This window comes from Sphingopyxis sp. BE259 (assembly GCF_031457495.1).
In the GTDB taxonomy this organism is placed as follows: Bacteria; Pseudomonadota; Alphaproteobacteria; order Sphingomonadales; family Sphingomonadaceae; genus Sphingopyxis.
Genome location: NZ_JAVDWM010000001.1, coordinates 1,063,095 through 1,081,685, shown reverse-complemented (window position 1 = coordinate 1,081,685; position 18,591 = coordinate 1,063,095). Strand labels below are relative to the sequence as shown.

The 18,591-nt window shown below is 64.7% G+C and carries 17 protein-coding genes; 4 read left to right on the top strand and 13 right to left on the bottom strand.

All coding sequences use genetic code 11. The annotated features are described in order from the left end of the window. Window positions 1–200: 200 nt before the first annotated feature. From rbfA to ald, 8 genes are all read right to left on the bottom strand, one after another. On the bottom strand, window positions 201–620 hold the full coding sequence (gene rbfA / locus J2X44_RS05235; RefSeq protein WP_310088385.1) for a 30S ribosome-binding factor RbfA: 420 nt from the start codon (window positions 618–620) through the stop codon (window positions 201–203). A gap of 3 nt (window positions 621–623) precedes the next feature. Further along, window positions 624–1,175 carry a DUF1697 domain-containing protein gene (locus J2X44_RS05230; protein WP_310088384.1) on the bottom strand — a complete coding sequence of 184 codons (552 nt, stop codon included), beginning with the start codon at window positions 1,173–1,175 and terminating at the stop codon, window positions 624–626. Window positions 1,176–1,211: 36 nt separating this feature from the next. Further along, window positions 1,212–3,752: a translation initiation factor IF-2 gene (gene infB / locus J2X44_RS05225; protein WP_310088383.1), complete on the bottom strand. Its 2,541-nt coding sequence runs from the start codon at window positions 3,750–3,752 to the stop codon at window positions 1,212–1,214. Between the two features lie 17 nt (window positions 3,753–3,769). Continuing rightward, window positions 3,770–4,540 (bottom strand): DUF448 domain-containing protein, encoded by a 771-nt coding sequence (locus J2X44_RS05220; RefSeq protein ID WP_310088382.1) that lies wholly within the window; start codon window positions 4,538–4,540, stop codon window positions 3,770–3,772. Continuing rightward, complete coding sequence (nusA, locus tag J2X44_RS05215) at window positions 4,521–6,182, bottom strand: transcription termination factor NusA (protein WP_310088381.1); 1,662 nt, start codon at window positions 6,180–6,182, stop codon at window positions 4,521–4,523. Before nusA ends, J2X44_RS05220 begins: the two co-directional genes overlap by 20 nt. After that, window positions 6,182–6,727 carry a ribosome maturation protein RimP gene (gene rimP / locus J2X44_RS05210; RefSeq protein ID WP_310088380.1) on the bottom strand — a complete coding sequence of 182 codons (546 nt, stop codon included), beginning with the start codon at window positions 6,725–6,727 and terminating at the stop codon, window positions 6,182–6,184. Before rimP ends, nusA begins: the two co-directional genes overlap by 1 nt. 211 nt (window positions 6,728–6,938) lie before the next feature. After that, the gene (locus tag J2X44_RS05205) at window positions 6,939–7,178 is read right to left on the bottom strand and encodes a hypothetical protein (RefSeq protein WP_310088379.1); all 240 of its coding nucleotides are present in this window, start codon (window positions 7,176–7,178) and stop codon (window positions 6,939–6,941) included. A gap of 22 nt (window positions 7,179–7,200) precedes the next feature. Continuing rightward, window positions 7,201–8,316 (bottom strand): alanine dehydrogenase, encoded by a 1,116-nt coding sequence (gene ald / locus J2X44_RS05200; RefSeq protein ID WP_310088377.1) that lies wholly within the window; start codon window positions 8,314–8,316, stop codon window positions 7,201–7,203. A gap of 158 nt (window positions 8,317–8,474) precedes the next feature. Here ald and J2X44_RS05195 point away from each other — a divergent pair, with 158 nt between their 5' ends. The 4 genes from J2X44_RS05195 (at window position 8,475) to J2X44_RS05180 (ending at window position 12,228) form a co-directional block, all read left to right on the top strand. Beyond that, a complete protein-coding gene (locus tag J2X44_RS05195) occupies window positions 8,475–8,960 on the top strand; it encodes an Lrp/AsnC family transcriptional regulator (protein ID WP_310088376.1) in 486 nt (161 codons plus the stop codon). Window positions 8,961–9,085: 125 nt separating this feature from the next. Further along, window positions 9,086–10,438 (top strand): methyl-accepting chemotaxis protein, encoded by a 1,353-nt coding sequence (locus J2X44_RS05190; RefSeq protein ID WP_310088375.1) that lies wholly within the window; start codon window positions 9,086–9,088, stop codon window positions 10,436–10,438. Between the two features lie 122 nt (window positions 10,439–10,560). After that, window positions 10,561–11,253: an SDR family oxidoreductase gene (locus tag J2X44_RS05185; RefSeq protein ID WP_310088374.1), complete on the top strand. Its 693-nt coding sequence runs from the start codon at window positions 10,561–10,563 to the stop codon at window positions 11,251–11,253. Window positions 11,254–11,256: 3 nt separating this feature from the next. Beyond that, window positions 11,257–12,228, top strand: coding sequence for a 50S ribosomal protein L11 methyltransferase (locus J2X44_RS05180; RefSeq protein ID WP_310088373.1), 972 nt, complete (start codon window positions 11,257–11,259; stop codon window positions 12,226–12,228). A gap of 34 nt (window positions 12,229–12,262) precedes the next feature. Here the strand turns inward: J2X44_RS05180 and phhA are convergent, their stop codons facing one another. From phhA to J2X44_RS05155, 5 genes are all read right to left on the bottom strand, one after another. After that, on the bottom strand, window positions 12,263–13,132 hold the full coding sequence (gene phhA, locus J2X44_RS05175; RefSeq protein ID WP_310088371.1) for a phenylalanine 4-monooxygenase: 870 nt from the start codon (window positions 13,130–13,132) through the stop codon (window positions 12,263–12,265). Between the two features lie 39 nt (window positions 13,133–13,171). Next, window positions 13,172–14,527: a PepSY domain-containing protein gene (locus J2X44_RS05170; protein ID WP_310088370.1), complete on the bottom strand. Its 1,356-nt coding sequence runs from the start codon at window positions 14,525–14,527 to the stop codon at window positions 13,172–13,174. 15 nt (window positions 14,528–14,542) lie between these two features. Next, window positions 14,543–16,552, bottom strand: coding sequence for a TonB-dependent receptor domain-containing protein (locus J2X44_RS05165; RefSeq protein WP_310088369.1), 2,010 nt, complete (start codon window positions 16,550–16,552; stop codon window positions 14,543–14,545). A gap of 139 nt (window positions 16,553–16,691) precedes the next feature. After that, window positions 16,692–17,084: a DUF2946 family protein gene (locus tag J2X44_RS05160; RefSeq protein WP_310088368.1), complete on the bottom strand. Its 393-nt coding sequence runs from the start codon at window positions 17,082–17,084 to the stop codon at window positions 16,692–16,694. A 131-nt stretch (window positions 17,085–17,215) separates the two neighbouring features. After that, entirely contained in the window at window positions 17,216–18,385 is a 1,170-nt protein-coding gene (locus tag J2X44_RS05155) for a sterol desaturase family protein (protein WP_310088367.1), read from the bottom strand. Between the last annotated feature and the right edge of the window lie 206 nt (window positions 18,386–18,591).

Here is an 18,591-nt window from a genome sequence, read left to right as displayed (position 1 = left end):
CGGTGTATTATAATATTTCAGTAGTAATTTTATTGTTATCGGAATAAATGTAAAAGGAAAAACATTCGGATAACCTCGCGTTGTATGTCACTTGTAGTTATTTCGCCTAAAAAAGGTGAAATCCCTGAATCAAATATTTGCTACAAGCAAGTTATAACATCGGTGTGCCCAGGAAGGCCGGGATGACGATAGTTTTGAGGTCAGTCCTCTGCCTCACCCTCGCCGCTCTCCAGATCGCGCGCCACCTTCGGATCGCGCAGCAATTTGTCGATATGGCTCGCCTCGTCGAAGCTCTCGTCCGACAGGAATTTCAGCTTCGCGGCATATTTCATGCTCATCTTCTCGGCGACGCTCTTTTGCAGCCAGGCGGTGTTGGTGCGGAGCGCCTTCAGCACCGCGTCCTCATTTTTGCCGAGCAAAGGTTTCACGAACACCGTCGCGTGACGCAGGTCGGGCGACATTCGCACTTCGGTGATGCTCACTGGATGCTTGGCCAACAGCTCGTCATGGGCATCGCCCCGCGCCAATATGTCCGACAGGATATGGCGCACCTGTTCGCCGACGCGCAGCACGCGGACCGACGGGCCGCTATCCTTTTTCCGATCCTTGTCGGGCTTCATGACTTACGCTTTCTCCAGCTGGTCGAGCTTGTCGACGATCCGCGCGATCGAACGCATGTTGCGCGCCGTGCCCTTGTGCTCCAACCGCCGCTCGATCATCCGCGCGGTCAATTTGCTGTCAGCGGCGCCGTCGCCATAATCGATATAAAGCGACCGTTCGCCCAGCGCGAGGCGCTCGTTCGGCCGGATCCATTTATCGGCCGCAAGAACATCGAATTGCGCCTGTGTCGGCTGGCCGTTCAGGAACATCGTGTGGACGAACCGATCCTCGTTGGTCCCCGCGAACGGATTGTCGGCAATCGCCGCGGCCAGCTCGTCACGGCTTCGCACCAGCGCCGCGCAATCCATGTCGAACCGGTCATCGACCATCAGCGTCAGCTTTTCTTCCAGCCCGCGCGTCGGCCGCGCGGGGTGCGAAAAAATGACATTGCCGCTGGCGACCACCGTCTCGACGTCGGCAAAACCCTCGGCCTCGAACGCCGCGCGCAGGTCGGCCATCGTCAACCGGTTGCCACCGACATTGATGCTGCCGAACAGGGCGACGTAGCGGGCCATGCGGGCGCCTCCTGATCCGCGCGAAACGGACGCTGGTTATAGCGTCCGGTCGCGCATTTCGACTTCGAAGACTTCGAGGTTGTCGCCCGCCTTGATGTCGTTGGTATCGGACAATACGACACCACATTCCAGACCGGCGCGCACTTCGGCGACGTCGTCCTTGAAACGGCGGAGCGACGCGATCGTCGTCGCCGACACGATGACGTCGTCACGGGTAAGACGCGCATGCAGCCCCTTGCGAATGACGCCTTCCAGCACGAGCAGACCCGCCGCCTTGTCGCGCTTGCCGGCCGGGAACACATCCTTGACCTCGGCGCGGCCGACGACGGTTTCGATCCGCTCCGGACCCAACTCGCCCGCCATTTCTTTGCGGATTTCATCGGTCAGGTGATAGATCACGTCATGATACATGAAGCGCACATTTTCGCGCTTCGCGATGTCGCGCGCCTTGGCGTTCGGGCGCACATTGAAACCGATGATCGGTGCTTTCGTGGCCGCCGCCAGCGTTACATCGCTTTCGGTGATCGCCCCGGCGCCCGACTGGAGCACGCGGACGCGGATCTCGTCGGTCGACAGCTTGTTCAGCGCGTTGACGATTGCTTCGACCGATCCCTGCACATCGCCCTTGATGATGACCGGGAACTGGATGACGTTCGTCTTGTCGGCCAGCGCCTCGAACATGCCTTCCAGACTGACCGGCGCCTGAACGGTGCGCTTGCGCGTCGCCTGTTCCTGACGATAGCCCGCCACTTCGCGGGCGCGCGCTTCATTCTCGACGACGGTCAGCGTGTCGCCCGCCATCGGAACGCCGCCCAGACCCAGCACTTCGACCGGCATCGACGGAGTCGCCGATTTTATCTGCTTGCCCTGGTCGTCGATCAGCGCGCGGACGCGGCCGCTCTCGGCGCCGCAGACAAAGATATCGCCGACCTTCAACGTCCCGCGGCGCACGAGGATCGTCGCCACCGGGCCGCGGCCCTTGTCGAGCTTGGCTTCCACCACCGTGCCTTCGGCGGCACGGTCGGGATTGGCTTTCAGCTCCATGATTTCGGCCTGCACCGCAATCGCGTCGAGCAGTTTGTCGAGGCCGGTTTTTTTCAGCGCCGAAACTTCGACATTCTGGACGTCGCCGCCCATTTCCTCGACCACCAGCTCATGTTCGAGCAGGCGTTCGCGGACGCGCTGCGGATTGGCGCCTTCCTTGTCGATCTTGTTGATCGCGACGATGATTGGCACGCCTGCCGCCTTGGCATGGGCGATCGCTTCGATCGACTGCGGCTTCAACCCGTCGTCGGCGGCCACCACCAGGATGACGATGTCGGTGACATTGGCACCGCGCTGGCGCATTTCGGTAAAGGCTTCATGGCCCGGCGTATCGAGGAAGGTCACCAGCGACCCGTCAGGGGTCGTCACCTGATAGGCGCCGATATGCTGGGTGATGCCGCCGGCTTCGCCCGCCTGCACATTCGCGCCGCGCAACGCATCGAGCAGGCTGGTCTTGCCGTGATCGACATGGCCCATGATCGTGACCACGGGCGCACGCGGTTTCAGATGCGCGGCATCATCGACATCCTCGTCGTGACGGATGTCGATATCGCCTTCGCTGACGCGGATGATCTCATGCCCGAATTCGACCACCAGCAGTTCGGCGGTATCCTGGTCGATCGTATCGCCGCTCGCCGACGGGACGCCCATCTTGAACAGCGCCTTGATCAGATCGCCGGTCTTTTCGGCCATGCGGTTCGCCAGTTCGGTGACTGTGATGCTTTCGGGCACGGTGACTTCGCGAACCTGCTTTTCGCGCGGCCCCGACGCGGCGGTGTGCGAACGCTTTTCCTTTTCGCGGGCGCGCTTCAGCGCCGCGAGGCTGCGCGCGCGCGCGCCCTCGTCATCGTTCAGCGCACGGGTAACGGTCAGCTTGCCCGACTGGCGCCGCGTATCGGCGCCGCGGTTTGCCTTCGGCTCGGGGCGCTTGGGTTCGGGGCGCTTCGGCGCTTCGATCGGGGTGAACCGGCGCGGGGCTGGCGCGGCACTGGTCGTGCTGCGGGGAGCGGGAGTTTCCTGCGAACCGCTGGCCGCAGGTGTTTCGGCCGCGACGGGTTCCGCCGCAGCCGGTGCAGCGGGGGCCGCTTCGGCGACCTTCGCCGTCGCCTGTTCCTCACGCGCCTCGGCGCGCTGCTTCTCGTCCTCGACGGCGCGGGCACGGGCGGCCTCGTCGCGGCGACGATTTTCCTCCAGCGACGTCATGCGCGCTTCTTCGGCCTCGCGCAGCAACTGCGCCTGGCGTTCCTGACGCGACATCAGGCTGTCGTTCTCGCTCGCGCGCGGCGCGGCGGGCTTCGGAGCCGGAGCGGGCGCAGGAGCCGGGGCGGGCGCAGGAGCGGCCTCGACCTCTTCGACCACCGGTTCGGGCGCGGGATCGCCGGGACGACCGAGCACGCGGCGGCGCTTCACCTCGACCACCACCGTATTACGGCGGCCGTGGCTGAATTGCTGCTGCACCTGTCCGGCCTCGACCGTCCGCTTCAGCCCCAGGGGCTTGCGGGTCAGGGTCGGTTTGTCCTGTTCGTCACTCATCGAAACTCATCATTCCTTCAAAACGCGTCCGAAGCGGCGGAGCCTGTCGGCGCCGCCCCAATTTTGTCCTCGCCAGCAAGCGGCGCGGCATGCGGGTCGGAATCGCGGTTGGCCGCGTCCCTACTCCATCCTGTGAAAAACTGCCAGCGGCTCAAATGCGCCAGCACCCGCGCTGCGGCGCGGGCGTCGGTCAACGCCAGATGCACCGCATTTTCGCGGCCCAATGCCATAGATAGGGTGCCGCGGTCCACCGGCAAGACCAGTCCCTCACGACCCGATCCTTCGGCATCCTCGCCGACCCGCCAGGCCTGCGCCAGTTTTCCTCGCCCATCCGCGCCCGCGTCATTGGCGTGGAGCAGCAGGCAAACCTGGCCCTTACGCGCCGCCGTCTCGATTTTCTCGTTGCCGCTCAGCAAGGTGCCTGATCGCGATTCCAGTCCCAGCCGGTCGAGCGTCGCACGCGCCAACTGCGCCTCGATCCGCGCGCCCAGATCGTCAGGGATGGTAAAATTGCCGTCCTGTAACGCGCGCGCCAGGCCGCCCTTCAGCTTGCCCTTTGCCTGCGCCGCTTCAAGCGTGGCGCGATCGACGCCGATCCACGCACCGCGGCCCGGCGCCTTGCCATGCACGTCGGGGGCGATGCCGCCGTCGGGGCCGAGCGCCAGGCGCACAAGCCTTTCGGCCGGCGAAACCTCGCCGGTGATGACGCAGCGCCGTTCAGGCACATGCTGGCCGCGCCGACCAGCGCGGTCTGGTTCGCTCAGCTGATCATTGTGCGGGGTCCGCATCGGCGGCCTCCCCGTTTAGCGGCTCCGCCGCGGGCCCGGCTTGCGGTGCAGCGTCCGCCGGTTCGCTCGACTCTTCGTCGTCGAACCAGTGTGCGCGCGCCGCCATGATGATCTCGTTGCCCTGTTCTTCGCTCAGGCCGTATTCGCCCAACACGCCGCCTTTGTCTTCGGCGCGTTCGCTGCGCGGCGGACCGCGGCGGTTATCAGTGCGCTTCTTGGCGATCAGCTCGTCCGTCGCCAGGTCGGCAAGATCATCCAGCGTCTTGATGCCCGCCTTGCCCAGCACGACCAGCATCGCTTCGGTCAGGTGCGGAATCGCGGCCAGATCGTCCTCGACCCCCAGTTCGCGGCGTTCGGCGCGCGATGCCTCTTCGCGGCGCTCCAGTCCTTCGAGCGCGCGGCTTTGCAGTTCCTGCGCCAGTTCCTCGTCGAACCCTTCAATGCCGGCGAGCTCCTCGATGCCGACATAAGCGACTTCTTCCAGCTCGGTGAAGCCTTCGGCGACGAGCAGCTGGGCGAGGGTTTCATCGACATCCAGTTCTTCCTGGAACATCGTCGAACGCTCGACGAATTCGCGCTGGCGCTTCTCGCTCGCGTCGGCCTCGGTCATGATATCGATCTGGCTGCCGGTCAGCTGGCTGGCGAGACGGACATTCTGGCCGCGGCGACCGATTGCAAGCGACAGCTGGTCGTCGGGAACGACGACTTCGATGCGGCTGTCGTCCTCGTCGATCACGACGCGCTGGACCGTGGCGGGCTGGAGCGCGTTGACGACGAACGTCGCGGTATCTTCGGACCAGGGAATGATGTCGATCTTTTCGCCCTGCATTTCCTGGACGACCGCCTGGACGCGGCTGCCCTTCATGCCGACGCAGGCGCCGACCGGGTCGATGCTGCCGTCATAGCTGATGACGCCGATCTTGGCGCGCGAACCCGGGTCGCGGGCAGCGGCCTTGATCTCGATGATCCCGTCGTAAATTTCGGGCACTTCCTGCGCGAACAGCTTTTTCATGAAATCGGGGTGCGCGCGCGACAGGAAAATCTGCGGCCCGCGCGTTTCGCTGCGCACCGACAGGATCAGCGCGCGGACGCGGTCGCCGACGCGCATCAGTTCGCGCGGGATCTGCTGGTCGCGGCGAATGACACCCTCGGCGCGGCCCAGGTTGACGACGATGTGGCCGAATTCGACCGACTTCACAACGCCGGTGATCAGCTCGCCCGCGCGATCCTTGAACTCTTCAAACTGGCGCGCCCGGTCGGCTTCGCGGACCTTCTGGAAAATCACCTGCTTCGCCGACTGCGCATCGATGCGGCCCAGATCGACCGCAGGCAGCGGATCGACGATGAAGTCGCCCAGCTGGGCGTCCTTCTGCAATTTCTGGGCAGCCGCCAGATCGACCTGCTTGAAATAATCCTCGACCGTCTCGACGACCTCGACGACGCGCCACAGGCGCAGGTCGCCGGTCTGGACATCCAGCTTGGCACGAATGTCATTCTCGGCGCCGTAACGGGCGCGGGCGGCGCGCTGGATCGCTTCTTCGATCGCTTCGATGACGATCGTCTTGTCGATCATCTTCTCGCTGGCGACGCTGTTGGCAATCGCCAGCAGTTCGGCGCGGTTGGCGGAAATGGCAGTGGCCATCAGTCCTGTCCTTCTTCTTCCATTTCGTCGGCGCCTTCGGCTGAAAGCGGGACGGTTGCGGCAATCAATTTGTTGGTGAGGACCAGTTTGGCCGTGTCGATCGCATCGAACGGCAGCTTGTGCTCCACACCCTCCTTATCCGAAATCGTAACGACATCGCCGTCGATGCCGACCAGCTCGCCGCTGAAGCGCTGACGCCCGTCGCGCTTTTCCTTCAGCGCAATCTTCGCCTCATGCCCGGCCCAGTCGGCAAAGTCGGCGGGACGGGTCAGCGGCCGGTCGATGCCCGGCGACGACACTTCCAGCCGATATGCCTGCGCAATCGGGTCCTTGCCTGCTTCCTCCAGCGCGTCGAGCTGGGCCGAGATGCGGCGCGACAGGTCGGCGCAATCGTCGATCGTCAACTGGCGCGTCTCGGGCCGCTCGGCCATCACCTGCAACGTCGGATCGCTCTCGCCACCAAAAAACGCGACGCGCACGAGCGCCAGGCCCATCGCCTCGGCTTCGGGCGCGATGATCGCATTCAGGACGTCAAGGTCAGCCAAGTCATTCTTTCAATATCGGATGACCGGCAAGCATGTAGAGATAGCCGCCGCGGCCCGCGGCCCCGACGTCCCAACTGGCTAACCATGTCAAGAAGTAGGCCGCGTATAGGCCGCCGCAGGTGAGTCGGCAAGGGGGAATGAAATGCCGCGGCGTGCCGCCAAATCGCGCATCTGGCGATCCCGGTTCAGCCAGACCGAACCGGGCGCCGCCTCATTTGATCTTGTCGCGGTTCGCGTACAATAGCGCCGCGATCACCGCCGCCGAACCGATGCCAATGCCTGCGGCTGCTGCGGTTTTCCAACCGGCGCGCTTCCCCTTGGCCGCTTCCTTGTCGGCGGCTTCCGCGGCGTCGGCGGCTTCCTTCTGCTGGCGCTGCTCACGCGCGGCGCGCAGCACCTCGTTTTCCTCAGGCACATCGTCCTGCGGCGGTGGGGGAGCTTGGTCGGTCATCTTCTTATCTATGTCCTTGTATTCAGGCGAGTGCCTGCTCGACAGACACATAATCGGTTCCGATCGCTTCGGCTACGGCTTCGAACGTCACCTTGCCATTCCATACGTTCAAACCCTGCGCAAGATGCACGTCGCGCTTCAACGCCGCTTTCCACCCCAGGTCGGCGATGCGCAGCGCGTGCGGCAGAGTGACGTTGTTGAGCGCATAGGTGCTGGTGCGCGCGACCCCGCCCGGCATGTTGGCGACCGCATAATGGACGATGCCGTCGACCACATAGGTCGGCTCGGCATGGGTCGTCGCATGGCTGGTTTCGAAGCAGCCGCCCTGGTCGATCGCGACGTCGACCAGCACCGACCCCGCCTGCATCGTCGCCAACATGTCGCGGGTGACCAGCTTGGGCGCCTCCGCACCGGGGATCAGCACCGCGCCGATCACCAGATCGGCCTCGGCGACGCATTCGGCCAGATTGGCGCGATTCGAAAAGCGCGTCTTGGCGCGCGCCTCGAAAAAGGTGCCGACGCGTTCGAGCACTTCGGGATCGCGGTCGAGGATGGTGACGTCGGCGCCGAGGCCCGCTGCCATCTGCGCCGCGTTGAAGCCGACGACGCCGCCGCCGATCACGCACACCTTGCCCGGCGCGACGCCGGGGACGCCGCCGAGCAGCACGCCGCGGCCGCCATGTGCCTTTTCCAGCGCCGTTGCCCCCGCCTGGATCGACATCCGCCCCGCGACCTGGCTCATCGGTTTCAGCAGCGGCAGACCGCCGTGCGGGCTGGTGACGGTCTCGTAAGCGATACACACCGCGCCCGATTTCATCAGGTCGCGCGTCTGGTCGGGATCTGGCGCGAGGTGGAGATAGGTATAGAGGATCTGCCCCTCGCGCAGCATCGCGCGCTCGCCGGGCTGCGGTTCCTTGACCTTCACCACCATGTCGCAGGTCGCGAAAATCTCTTCGGCGGTCTGGACGATCTCGGCGCCCGCCTCGACATAGAACCGGTCGTGCGCGCCGATGCCGGCACCCGCGCCGGTCTGGACCAGCACCCGGTGGCCATGAACCGTCAGTTCGCGGGCGCTCTCGGGGGTCAGGCCGACGCGATATTCGTGGTTCTTGATTTCCTTGGGGGTGCCGATGATCATGGTCGCTCTCCAGTTTGTCGCCGCCGGTTGCGCCTTCCAGCGCCGCGTCGTTCATGCTGCGCCTGATAGCAGAAACCGCGCGCGAGGTGCTTGCATATCGTGGCTGGATTCGCAACAAACGCGCACAAATGTCGCGCATTTTTCCGCAAGGACGCACAATGATTGACCGAATCGACCGCAAGCTCCTCGACATGCTGCAACGGGGTGGCCCGCGCCCCGCCGCCGAACTGGGCGAGGCGGTCGGATTGTCGGCGTCCGCGTGCCACCGCCGCATCCGCGCCTTGGAAACTGCGGGGATCATCACCGGCTATGCGGCACGGCTCGCGCCCGAACGCATCGGGCTGGGGCTCGACGTGTTTGTCGACATCAGCCTGACGTCGCAAAGCGAAGAGGCGCTGACCGCCTTCGAAAGCGCGGTCAAAAGTTTCGACGAAATCCTCGAATGTCAGCTGCTCTCGGGCGCCTCCGATTACCGGCTGCGCGTCGCGGCGCGCAATGTCGCCGATTTCGACCGGCTGCACCGCCATTGCCTGTCGCGCCTGCCCGGAGTCGCGGCGATGCACAGCGCCTTTGCCTTGCGGACGATCAAGGCGTTCGAGGGCTATCCGCTCCCCATCGCCGCAGCGCTCGACGAGCGCGGTTAGCGCGAAAAATCCCGCGCTGGTTAACGGCGAATTTACCAACCGCACCGCATAGCCCGGTCCTATGTTTTGCGGACGACCGGCGGGCGGCAGACCCCGGCGTCGGGATCGATCAGGGAAGCAGGATCATGGTGAAGGAAAATCCGATTCATAAGCAGCAAATCGACCCGATTCTGATGGCCGACCGCTTTCCCTATTATGACCTCGACGGCCAGCTTGCTGCCAACGCGGCCGAGATCCACATGATCATCGCCGGCCGGGAAGAGGCCGTCGCACGCGCCTATTGGGATTCCTTCAACGCGCTTGCCAGCGTCGAGCGTGCCGTTGAGGGCGAATTGCTCGAATCCTATGTGCGCGGCAGCGCGCGCCACACCGAAGCCAAATATGCCGATGCCGCCGGACAGGAGGTCGCGACGATCGCTTGTCAAAACGCGCATATGGCGCGGCGCGTCAAACTGCCGCTCGCGTCGGTGATGTCGTGCATTGCCGAAAGCCAGCGGCTGACCATCGACTATGTGGTGGCTGCGTGCATCGACGATCCGGTGCGGCTCGCGCGGCTGGCCAGCGCGGTCAACCGGTTGGCGTTGCTCGAATTCGACATCATGCAACGCTATGCCGAAAAGCTCGACCGCGCCGTGATTTCCAGCGAACGCCAGACGCTCGCGGGCGATTTCGACCGCTCGATCGCCTCGCTGGTGCAGGACACCGACGGGGTGCGCGAACAGCTCGCGCGACAGGCCGCCTCGGCCGATCAGGCGGCGAAGGGCATGATCGCCAAGACCAGCGAAGTCGCCGCCGCGTCCGAGCAATCGGCGATGGCGATGCGCGAAGCCGCCTCGACCGCCGCCGGGCTGATCCGCGCGATCGAGGATGCGCGCAGCGAGGTTGAAGCCTCGGCCAGCGTCGCCACCCGCGCCTCCGAACAGGCCGGCGAAGCCGTCGCGATGTCCGAAACGCTCTCGCATCACGCCGAATCGATCGAATCCATCCTGGGCCTGATCCGCGAGATCGCGGGCCAGACCAACCTGCTCGCGCTCAACGCGACGATCGAAGCGGCGCGGGCGGGCGAGTCGGGCCGCGGCTTCGCCGTCGTCGCGCAGGAAGTCAAAAGCCTCGCCAACGAAACCGCGCGCGCGACTGACGACATCGCGGGCAAGATCACTGCGATCCAGCAGGCAACGCGCGGGTCGGTGACCGCCAACCAGTCGATCCAGCAGACGATCGTCGAAGTGCAACGCTCGGCGCAGCGCATCCGCGACGCGATGGACGCGCAGGCGCAAACGGTCACCTCGATCACCGCCGCGGTCGACGAAACCGCGCTCGCCGCCGACAGCATGTCGTCGACGATCGCCAGCATCCGCAACGATTCGGGCATGGTCGCCAGCGAAATCAGCGTGCTGAGCCAGGAATTCGGCAAGATGGGCGGCCGGTTGCAACAGCTGGAACAGGCCGCGAGCGAGTTCAGCCGCCGGGTGGCATAAACCTGCTTTTACCCCGTTCATGTCGAGCGAAGTCGAGACACGAACGGAACGAGGAACATCCTGACGCGATCGCCCCAGCTTTGGAGGTTGGACTGATGTCGCGGCCTCGCTAAAGCCGCACCATGCAAACCCATATCCTGATCACCGGCGCCAGCCGCGGTATCGGCGCCGCGATCGCCGCCGCGCTGACCTCGGACGCTACCCGAACGGTCGCCCTGTCGAGCGCTGACGGCGACCTTGCCGATCCCGCTACCCCCGCCCGGCTATGGCAACAAAGTCTGGACCGGCTCGACGGCCGCATCGACGTCCTGATCAACAATGCCGGGATCTTCGAAGCCAGCCCGATCGATGCTGCCGACATCGACTGGCTCGCAAGCTGGAACCGCACGCTTCAGATCAATCTGACCGCCAGCGCCGATCTCTGCCGCCGCGCCGTCCTGCACTGGCAAAGCGGCAAAGTCCCAGGCCGCATCGTCAACATCGCCAGCCGCGCCGCGCACCGCGGTGACAGCCCGGCGCATTGGCACTATGCCGCGTCAAAGGCAGGCATGGTCGCGATGACCAAGACGATCGCGCGTGCCTATGCCAACGACGCTATCCTCGCCTTTGCGATCTGCCCCGGCTTCACGATGACCGGCATGGCCGACGATTATCTCGCCAGCCGCGACGGCGACAAGCTGCTTGCCGACATTCCGCTCGGCCGCGTCGCGATGCCGGGCGAGGTCGCCGAAATGGCGCGCTGGTGCGCGCTCGACGCCCCGCCGTCGATGACCGGCGCGGTGCTCGACGTCAACGGCGCCAGCTATGTGCGCTGACCGATGAGCTGGATCGTCTCCCTTCCCTGCACCCGCGCCGAGGCCGAGGCACTTTCGGGCGAAATTCCCGAACTCGACGCGATGGCCGAGGCGCCCGTCGTGGTGACGCGCGAGATCGACGAGGATGCCGGGCTGTGGCAGCTCGACGCCTATATGGACGCCAGGCCCGGCGCGGCGCTGCTCGCGCTGCTCCAGTCCTTCGTGCCGAGCGCGAAAGGGCAAAAGCCGATTGTCGAGCAGTTGGTCGAGCAAGATTGGGTCACGCTGTCACAGCAGGGGCTCGAACCCGTTCAGGCCGGCCGCTTCTTCGTCCACACCAGCAGCTACGCCGACCGCGTCCCCCCAGGCGCCACGCCCTTCCTGATCGACGCCAGCCAGGCGTTCGGGACGGGCGGCCACGACACCACCGCGGGTTGTCTGGCGATGCTCGACCGACTGGCGCGCAAAGGCGTCACCCCGCGGAATATCGCCGACATCGGCACCGGCACCGGACTGCTCGCCTTTGCCGCGATGGCGCTCTGGCCCCATGCCCGCATCATCGCGTCTGACATCGACCCCGCCAGCATTTTTGTGACGCGTGACAACGCTGCGATCAACCGCGTCCCGCTCGGTCGCGGCAGCGGCGCGCTGACGCTCGCGGTCGCGCCGGGAACCGACCATCCGGCGATCCGGCATCGCGCGCCCTATGACCTCGTCATCGCCAACATCCTCGCCGGGCCGCTGATCACCCTCGCCCCCGACATCGCCGCCGCGACCACGCCGGGCGGTCATACGATCCTCGCCGGGCTGATCGCGCGCCAGATGGAACCGGTGCTCGCCGCCTATCGCGCGCAGGGCTTTCGCTGCGTCGCGCGCGGCGGCAGCGCCGATTGGCCGTGCCTGCTGCTGGTCAAACGCCGCCGTTACGGCTGGCGCCGCAAGGAGCGCGCCTTCCATCGCGCCAGCCCGTCGGATGCCAGTTTCGGGAGCTGGTGAAGTCCCCCTCCCGCTTGCGGGAGGGGATGGCTCATTAGACTTTGCCTAACGCATAATCCTGCGTCCCGCGCGTCACGACCGCGTCACCCGCCAATATATCGGCAATCGCAATCGGCGGCAGCGCATCATTCGCGGCATAGAGCGGCGCGAAATCGGTGTTCACCGTCGTGTCGAGCAGCTGATCCAGACTGTCGATGACGAAATAATTCTGCTGGAAATCGTCGATCCGGTAATCGGTCCGCATCACCCGCGCCAGATCGAAGCCGATGCGGTTCGGGCTGTCCGAATCGAGCGCGAACACGCTCTCGGCATAGGAGGACACGATCCCCGCGCCATAAATCCGCAGCCCGCCCGCCTCGCGGATCAGCCCGAATTCGACCGTATACCAGTAAAGCCGCGCCAGTTGTTTCAGCGCGTCGAATTGCAGGCTGCGCAAGCCCCCCTCGCCATAAGCGACCATATAATCGGCGAACACCGGGTCGGCGAGCATCGGAACGTGACCGAACACGTCGTGAAAAACATCGGGTTCTTCCAGATAGTCGAGCTGTTCGGGGGTGCGGATGAAATTGCCCGCGGGAAAGCGCCGGTTCGCCAGATGGTCGAAAAACACCGCGTCGGGGACCAGCCCCGGCACCGCGACCACCTGCCACCCCGTCGCCGCCATCAGCCGCGCGTTGAGCTCGCGATAATCGGGAATGCCAGGCTTTTCGAGGCGCAGCACGTCGATCCCGCGCAGGAACGCTTCCGACGCACGGCCCGGCAGCATTGCCGACTGCCGCGCGAACAGCTTGTCCCACATCGCATGTTCGTCGGCGGTAAAAGCATCCCAATCTTGCGAAATCGTCCAGTCGGCTGCGGCGCCGGGCGGCGCGGTTTCGTGGACATGGGTAAAGCCGTTTTTCATAGGCGCCGATCTAACATGATTTAGTTGCAAATGAAACCTTTATGCGTGCGCGATTCCCAGCCAGCGGGCGGCGCGCGGCAGGCGGGGGATGATGAGCCGATCGACGATCCATAGCAAGATCAGCGACGCGGCGAGCAATGGCAGCAGCGCCGCGAGCAACAGCACGATTGCCGCCACCCCCTTCAGCCTCGCCGGATCGCGCGGCAGCGGCGGCGCACCCAGCGCATCGTCGGGCTTGCGCCGCCGCCACATCAGAAAGCCCGTCACCGCGAGGGTGATCAGCATCAATGCGGTGAACACGCCGATCAACTGGCTGACGATCCCGAACAGCGCGCCCTCGTGCCAGGCAATCCCGATACCGACGATGCGGTCGATGACATGTTTGTCGGCAAAACCGCTGCGCGACACCTCGATCCCGGTCACCACATCATAGCTGACCTTGCGCACCAGCGGCCGGTTCTGCGTCTGCGTGGTCAGCGTCCAGGTGTCGCCATTGGGCGGTCCGAACATATTCGGCGCCCCCGGCGGCTGGATGATCACCGGCGCAGGCAGATATTCATTCTGCGCGCGCAGGACGATGCGGTCGAGCGGCACACGCGGGGCATCGCCGATCGCGACCGGCGCAGGCATCGCTTTCGCCATCGCACCATGATCATGCGCCGCATGATGGCTGGCATGGCCGCCGCTTTTCCAGTCCTGCGCGCCCTGCACCCACCCCATTTCGGCGCGCACGGCGCGGAAGCCCTGCGCCCAGACATCGGTCCACGGCAGCGCGGTCAGCAGCAACACCAGCGCCAGCCCCGACACCCAGAATCCGGTCACGGCATGGAGGTCGCGCAGCGCCGTGCGTCCACCTAGCCCCAGCCGCGGCCACACCACCCCGGCGAGCCCGCGCCCGCGCGGCCACCACAGATACAGCCCGGTCAGGATCATGACGATCGCCCAACTCGCCGCCAGCTCGACGATAATTCCGCCCGTCCGCCCGATCAGCAGGCTACCGTGGATCTTCGCCAGCCATGCCGAAATGCGATCGTCGGGATTGGCCGACCCGATCACGTCTCCCTTTGGCGACACCGCGACATCGCGCATCCCCCCGCTCGGCAAACCGACGTGAACGACCGCCGCATCGCCCGGCGCCTGCGGCACGCGGTAGTAATGAAAGTTCGCGCCCGGAAAGGCGGTCAGCGCCACCTTTACCTGCGCATCGGCATCGACGCGCTCGGCGACCGGCAGCCCGCGCCATGCGCGCTCCTGCCACCGGTCGAGCTGCGGCTTGAACAGATAGGCGGCCCCCGTCACCGATAGCATCAGGATGAAGGGGATGACGAACAGCCCGGCATAGAAATGCCAGCGCCAGATCGTGCGATAGAGCGGAATCCGGTTGATGTCGGTCATCCCCTGTCCTTTCGCTTAGAAGCGCGCGCGAATACCGGCGGACACCGCGCGGCGCTCAACCGGGTAATAGACCGCCGATGTCGGAGTCACGGTGATCGCTGCGCTGATGTCGCCGATCGCCTTCTTGCCTGTGATGTTGCGGACATCGACAAAAGCATCGACCCCCTCGGCAATCCGCGCCCCGCCCGTCACGCCCAGCAAGGCATAGCCCGGCGTCTGCACCAGATTGCGGTAATCGGCGAACGGCCCATCCGGCACCCACTCGACATTCGGCGCGATATGCAGCGCATCGCCGCCGATCCGCGCTTCGGCCCGATAGACATGCTTTGGGACCACCGGCAGGCGATTGTCGCCGAACTGACTGTCATTGAGGAACCGGAAATCGCTATAGGTATAGACCTGCCGCAGGCGCAGCCAGTCGGTCGGCGCGATTTCCAGCGCCGCCTCGACCCCCTGATGCAGCGTGCGGTCGGCGTTGAAGGTTGCCGCCGGAATGCTGACATTGGTGGTGAATTGCAGCAATTCGCCCTTCAGCGTCGAGCGATAGAGCGCAAGATCCCAGCTGAGAATGCCGGTTTTGCCGCGGGTACCGACCTCGGCCGTCCATGCCCGTTGCGGGCTGATCGTCGACACGACTTGGCTGACCGGCGGCGTGCCGATAGTCTGGAACACTTCGCCAAACCCCGGAAATTCGGCCGAGCGGCTGTAGTTGGCAAAGAATTGCACATTGTCGCTCGGTTCGAACAGCACGCCGAACTTGGGCGAAAAGGCGTCGAAGTCGATCCGCCCATCGCGCGAGGTCGAGAGATTGACCCGCCGTTTGCGGAAACCGTCGGCATAAACCCCGCCCGCAATCAAGGTCAGCGGCTCCACCGGCCGCACCCGCACCTCGCCATAGATATTGGCGGTGCGCGCGGTCTGGTCGGCATCGAACACCAGCGCCCCGCGGCGCCCGGCGATATTCACATATTGCCGCGCATCGGTGCTGCCGCGGCGCAGCTCGCCGCCCAGCGTGACCTCGATCGGCCCGCTCGCATAATCGGCGCGGAAAAAGCCGCCGACGTCGAGCGAGTCCTGATCGATTACCTGAAAGATCGGGTGATAGAGCGATTTGGCATTGATGAACCCGCCAACGTCGAGCTTGAACGCGCCCCAGTCGAACGTCGTGCGGTTCTGCAAACGAAGCGACACGATGTCACGCGCCTGATCGCCCGCGACCGCCGCCGCACTCGCCATCCGCGGCGTGGTCAGCGCCTGATCAAAGGTCAGCGCGCCGGGGATTTCCTGTTTGATGTCGTTGTAGCTCGCATAGAAACGCGTCGAAACGGCATCGCTGAATTTCAGCCCCACATTGCCGTGGAAGCGGAAGCTGCGACGTTTGACATTGTCGCGGTCGCCATCCGACGTGTCGGCGCTAACCGCCGCCCACGCATCGACATGGTTGCCCGCAACCCCTGCCGACACCAGCCCGCGATAGCTGTCGAAGCTGCCGACATCGCCGCGCAGGTAAAAGCCCTCGGCCGTCCGCCCGGTCGGCGTCACGCCATTGACCGCGCCGCCCAGCGTCCCCGATCCAAAGCGCAGCGCATTGGCGCCGCGATACACCTCCAGATGGTCGAAAAAGATCGGTTCCAGCTCCTGGAAATCGCCATTGTCGTCGGCCAGGTTGATCGGCACCCCGTCCTGGAGCAGCGTCAGTCCGCGCATATGGAAACCGCGTGATAGCCCCGAGCCGCGGATCGAGATGCGGACCTCCTGCCCGTACCGCGGCTGGAGATAGACGCCGGGCGAAAAGGCGAGCGTGTCGCGCAAGGACATGATCGACTTGTCGGCATAATCCTGATGGCTGACGACATCGGCGCCGCCCGCAGTCTTCTGGACGCGCGCTTCGGCCTCGTTGGTGAGCTCAGGCGCGGTAACGATGATGGTCGGATCGGCTTCGGCCTCGGCGGCATGAACCGCGGCAGGGACGAGCGAGAAGGCGAGCGCCAGCAATGGCGCCGCCCGATAGGCAGCTTTGGTCATGGGTGATTTCTTCCCGATATGCAGATTTTCGGGCCGCGCAAGCTCGCGCGGCAACGCATCCGTCATCCCGGCGAGGCCGGGATCTCACCGTCGCATTAATGCGCAGCGGCAAGGCTCCGGCCTGAACCGGAACGACACATCATGCTTGGGAAGGCGGCCCCGTGCTTGGCGGCAAAGGCGAGGCGATGCCGGGCGCAAAGCCCAGCGAGCGCACCGCAACCGGAGTCGGCGCCGCCACCATCGGCGCGGCGACCAGAATCGGCTCAGCGGGAACGATCGGCGCATTCGCCAGCGCGCCCCATGGGCAATGCTGCTGCGTCTCACCCGCGTCGTGACTCCCCGCCTTTTCCAGCGGGATCGTCACCGTCTTGCCGGGATCGGTCGGGTCCGAACAGATGCGCACGGTAATCGACCCGCCCGCATCGCTCTCGATCATCCACCCCGGCGCGACCAGCACCCGCGCGGCGATGGCGAGCAGCAGCGGTAGCAGCAGCAAGATGCCAGGACGGCGAAAGACGGCGAGCAGACTCACGCGGCGGGCCTTATGGCGGCGGGGCCGGAGTGGCAAGCCATCTCACCTCGTCATTGCGAGCGAAGCCAAGCAATCCAGAGCGGGTTACGCCTACTCTGGATTGCTTGGCTTCGCTCGCAATGACGGAGTTACTACTCCGCCGGCGTCTCGTCCACCTTCTTCCCGGTCCGCCTCCACGGATACAGAAACTGACCCCAATAGTTTTTCGGCACGTCCTCGGGGATGCCGTAATTCTCCGGCCAGCGATCCTTGGGCAGGTGAAAGGTCCCGAAAATCTTGTCGAGCCACGGAAAGTGGATCGCAAAATTGACGTCGAACGCCTCGCGCTCCAACCCATGATGCCAGTGGTGAAAGCGCGGGGTCGCGATCCAGTGGCCCAGCCGGTTGAAATTGCCCCCGACATTGGCGTGAAGCAGCGACGACCACACGTAAACGAACCCGATATAGGCCTGCATCACCGACGGGCTGAACCCCAAGGTGAACAGCGGCAGCGAGGTGATCGAACGCAGCAGGATGATCTCGACGAAATGCATCCGCGACCCCGCCAGCCAGTCCATCGACTTGGCGCTGTGGTGGACCGCGTGGAACCCCCACAGGAACGGCACTTTGTGGAACAGCCGGTGGTACCAATATTGCGCCAGGTCAGAGAGAAAGACGACAACGACGAACTGGACGATCCACGGCAGCGACGCGACCCCGGCCCGGAACGCCTGCCAACTCGACGTATTCTCGTTGATGATCGTCGACGGCGCCAGCGCCAGGAACCCCAGCACCTGCACAAACATCGTGCTGACCAGATAATAGAACAGATCCTCGCGCCATTCGGTGCGGAACAGGCGCTGCGTCCGGCGATGCGGGAACAATCGTTCGAGCGGCGCGAACATGAAGCCGGTGATCAGCAGATTGACGACAAAAAAGTCCAGCCCGAAGAAAATGCCCCAGCTTTGCGTTTCGGCGGGCTGGACATTGGCGCCGCCGATCAGCGTCGCGGCGAGCGCAATGATCAGCGCGGTGGCGCCGAGCACCTTGCGCGGGCGCAGCAGCAGGCTGAGCAGCGCGAGCCCATAACTGGCAAGCAGCACCAGATGCACCAGCCCACGAAATCCGCCCCAATCCTTGATAATCGCCAGTTCGGGCGTCGCGAACCAGTCGGGAAAACGCAGCGCGATCACCATGCCAAAGCCGACGATCGCGAACAGCAGCGCGAAAAAGCCCGACAACCACCCGCTGCCGAACCGCCGCACCTCGGTATGCGATTCCAGATCGCGCATCAGGTGGTTCAGATAGTCACATCTCGCCATTTGGTCCCCCAACCCCCTCATTCGTCATGCCGGACTTGATCCGGCATCCATCGCCACCCTCGACGTCATGGACCCCGGATCAAGTCCGGGGTGACGAAGTGCAATATCGCACCTACCCCGCCCTTCGCCCAATCTTGAAACGACCCACGTTCCTTGGGTAGAACAAGCTGACAGGCTACAAGCTAATTTGACCTAATACGACCGGT

Coding starts and splice junctions, on each gene's coding strand:
- rbfA (WP_310088385.1), bottom strand. CDS start 620: ATGAAGCCCGACAAGGATCGGAAAAAGGATAGCGGCCCGTCGGTCCGC.
- J2X44_RS05230 (WP_310088384.1), bottom strand. CDS start 1,175: ATGGCCCGCTACGTCGCCCTGTTCGGCAGCATCAATGTCGGTGGCAAC.
- infB (WP_310088383.1), bottom strand. CDS start 3,752: ATGAGTGACGAACAGGACAAACCGACCCTGACCCGCAAGCCCCTGGGG.
- J2X44_RS05220 (WP_310088382.1), bottom strand. CDS start 4,540: ATGCGGACCCCGCACAATGATCAGCTGAGCGAACCAGACCGCGCTGGT.
- nusA (WP_310088381.1), bottom strand. CDS start 6,182: ATGGCCACTGCCATTTCCGCCAACCGCGCCGAACTGCTGGCGATTGCC.
- J2X44_RS05205 (WP_310088379.1), bottom strand. CDS start 7,178: ATGACCGACCAAGCTCCCCCACCGCCGCAGGACGATGTGCCTGAGGAA.
- ald (WP_310088377.1), bottom strand. CDS start 8,316: ATGATCATCGGCACCCCCAAGGAAATCAAGAACCACGAATATCGCGTC.
- J2X44_RS05195 (WP_310088376.1), top strand. CDS start 8,475: ATGATTGACCGAATCGACCGCAAGCTCCTCGACATGCTGCAACGGGGT.
- J2X44_RS05190 (WP_310088375.1), top strand. CDS start 9,086: ATGGTGAAGGAAAATCCGATTCATAAGCAGCAAATCGACCCGATTCTG.
- J2X44_RS05185 (WP_310088374.1), top strand. CDS start 10,561: ATGCAAACCCATATCCTGATCACCGGCGCCAGCCGCGGTATCGGCGCC.
- J2X44_RS05180 (WP_310088373.1), top strand. CDS start 11,257: ATGAGCTGGATCGTCTCCCTTCCCTGCACCCGCGCCGAGGCCGAGGCA.
- phhA (WP_310088371.1), bottom strand. CDS start 13,132: ATGAAAAACGGCTTTACCCATGTCCACGAAACCGCGCCGCCCGGCGCC.
- J2X44_RS05170 (WP_310088370.1), bottom strand. CDS start 14,527: ATGACCGACATCAACCGGATTCCGCTCTATCGCACGATCTGGCGCTGG.
- J2X44_RS05165 (WP_310088369.1), bottom strand. CDS start 16,552: ATGACCAAAGCTGCCTATCGGGCGGCGCCATTGCTGGCGCTCGCCTTC.
- J2X44_RS05155 (WP_310088367.1), bottom strand. CDS start 18,385: ATGGCGAGATGTGACTATCTGAACCACCTGATGCGCGATCTGGAATCG.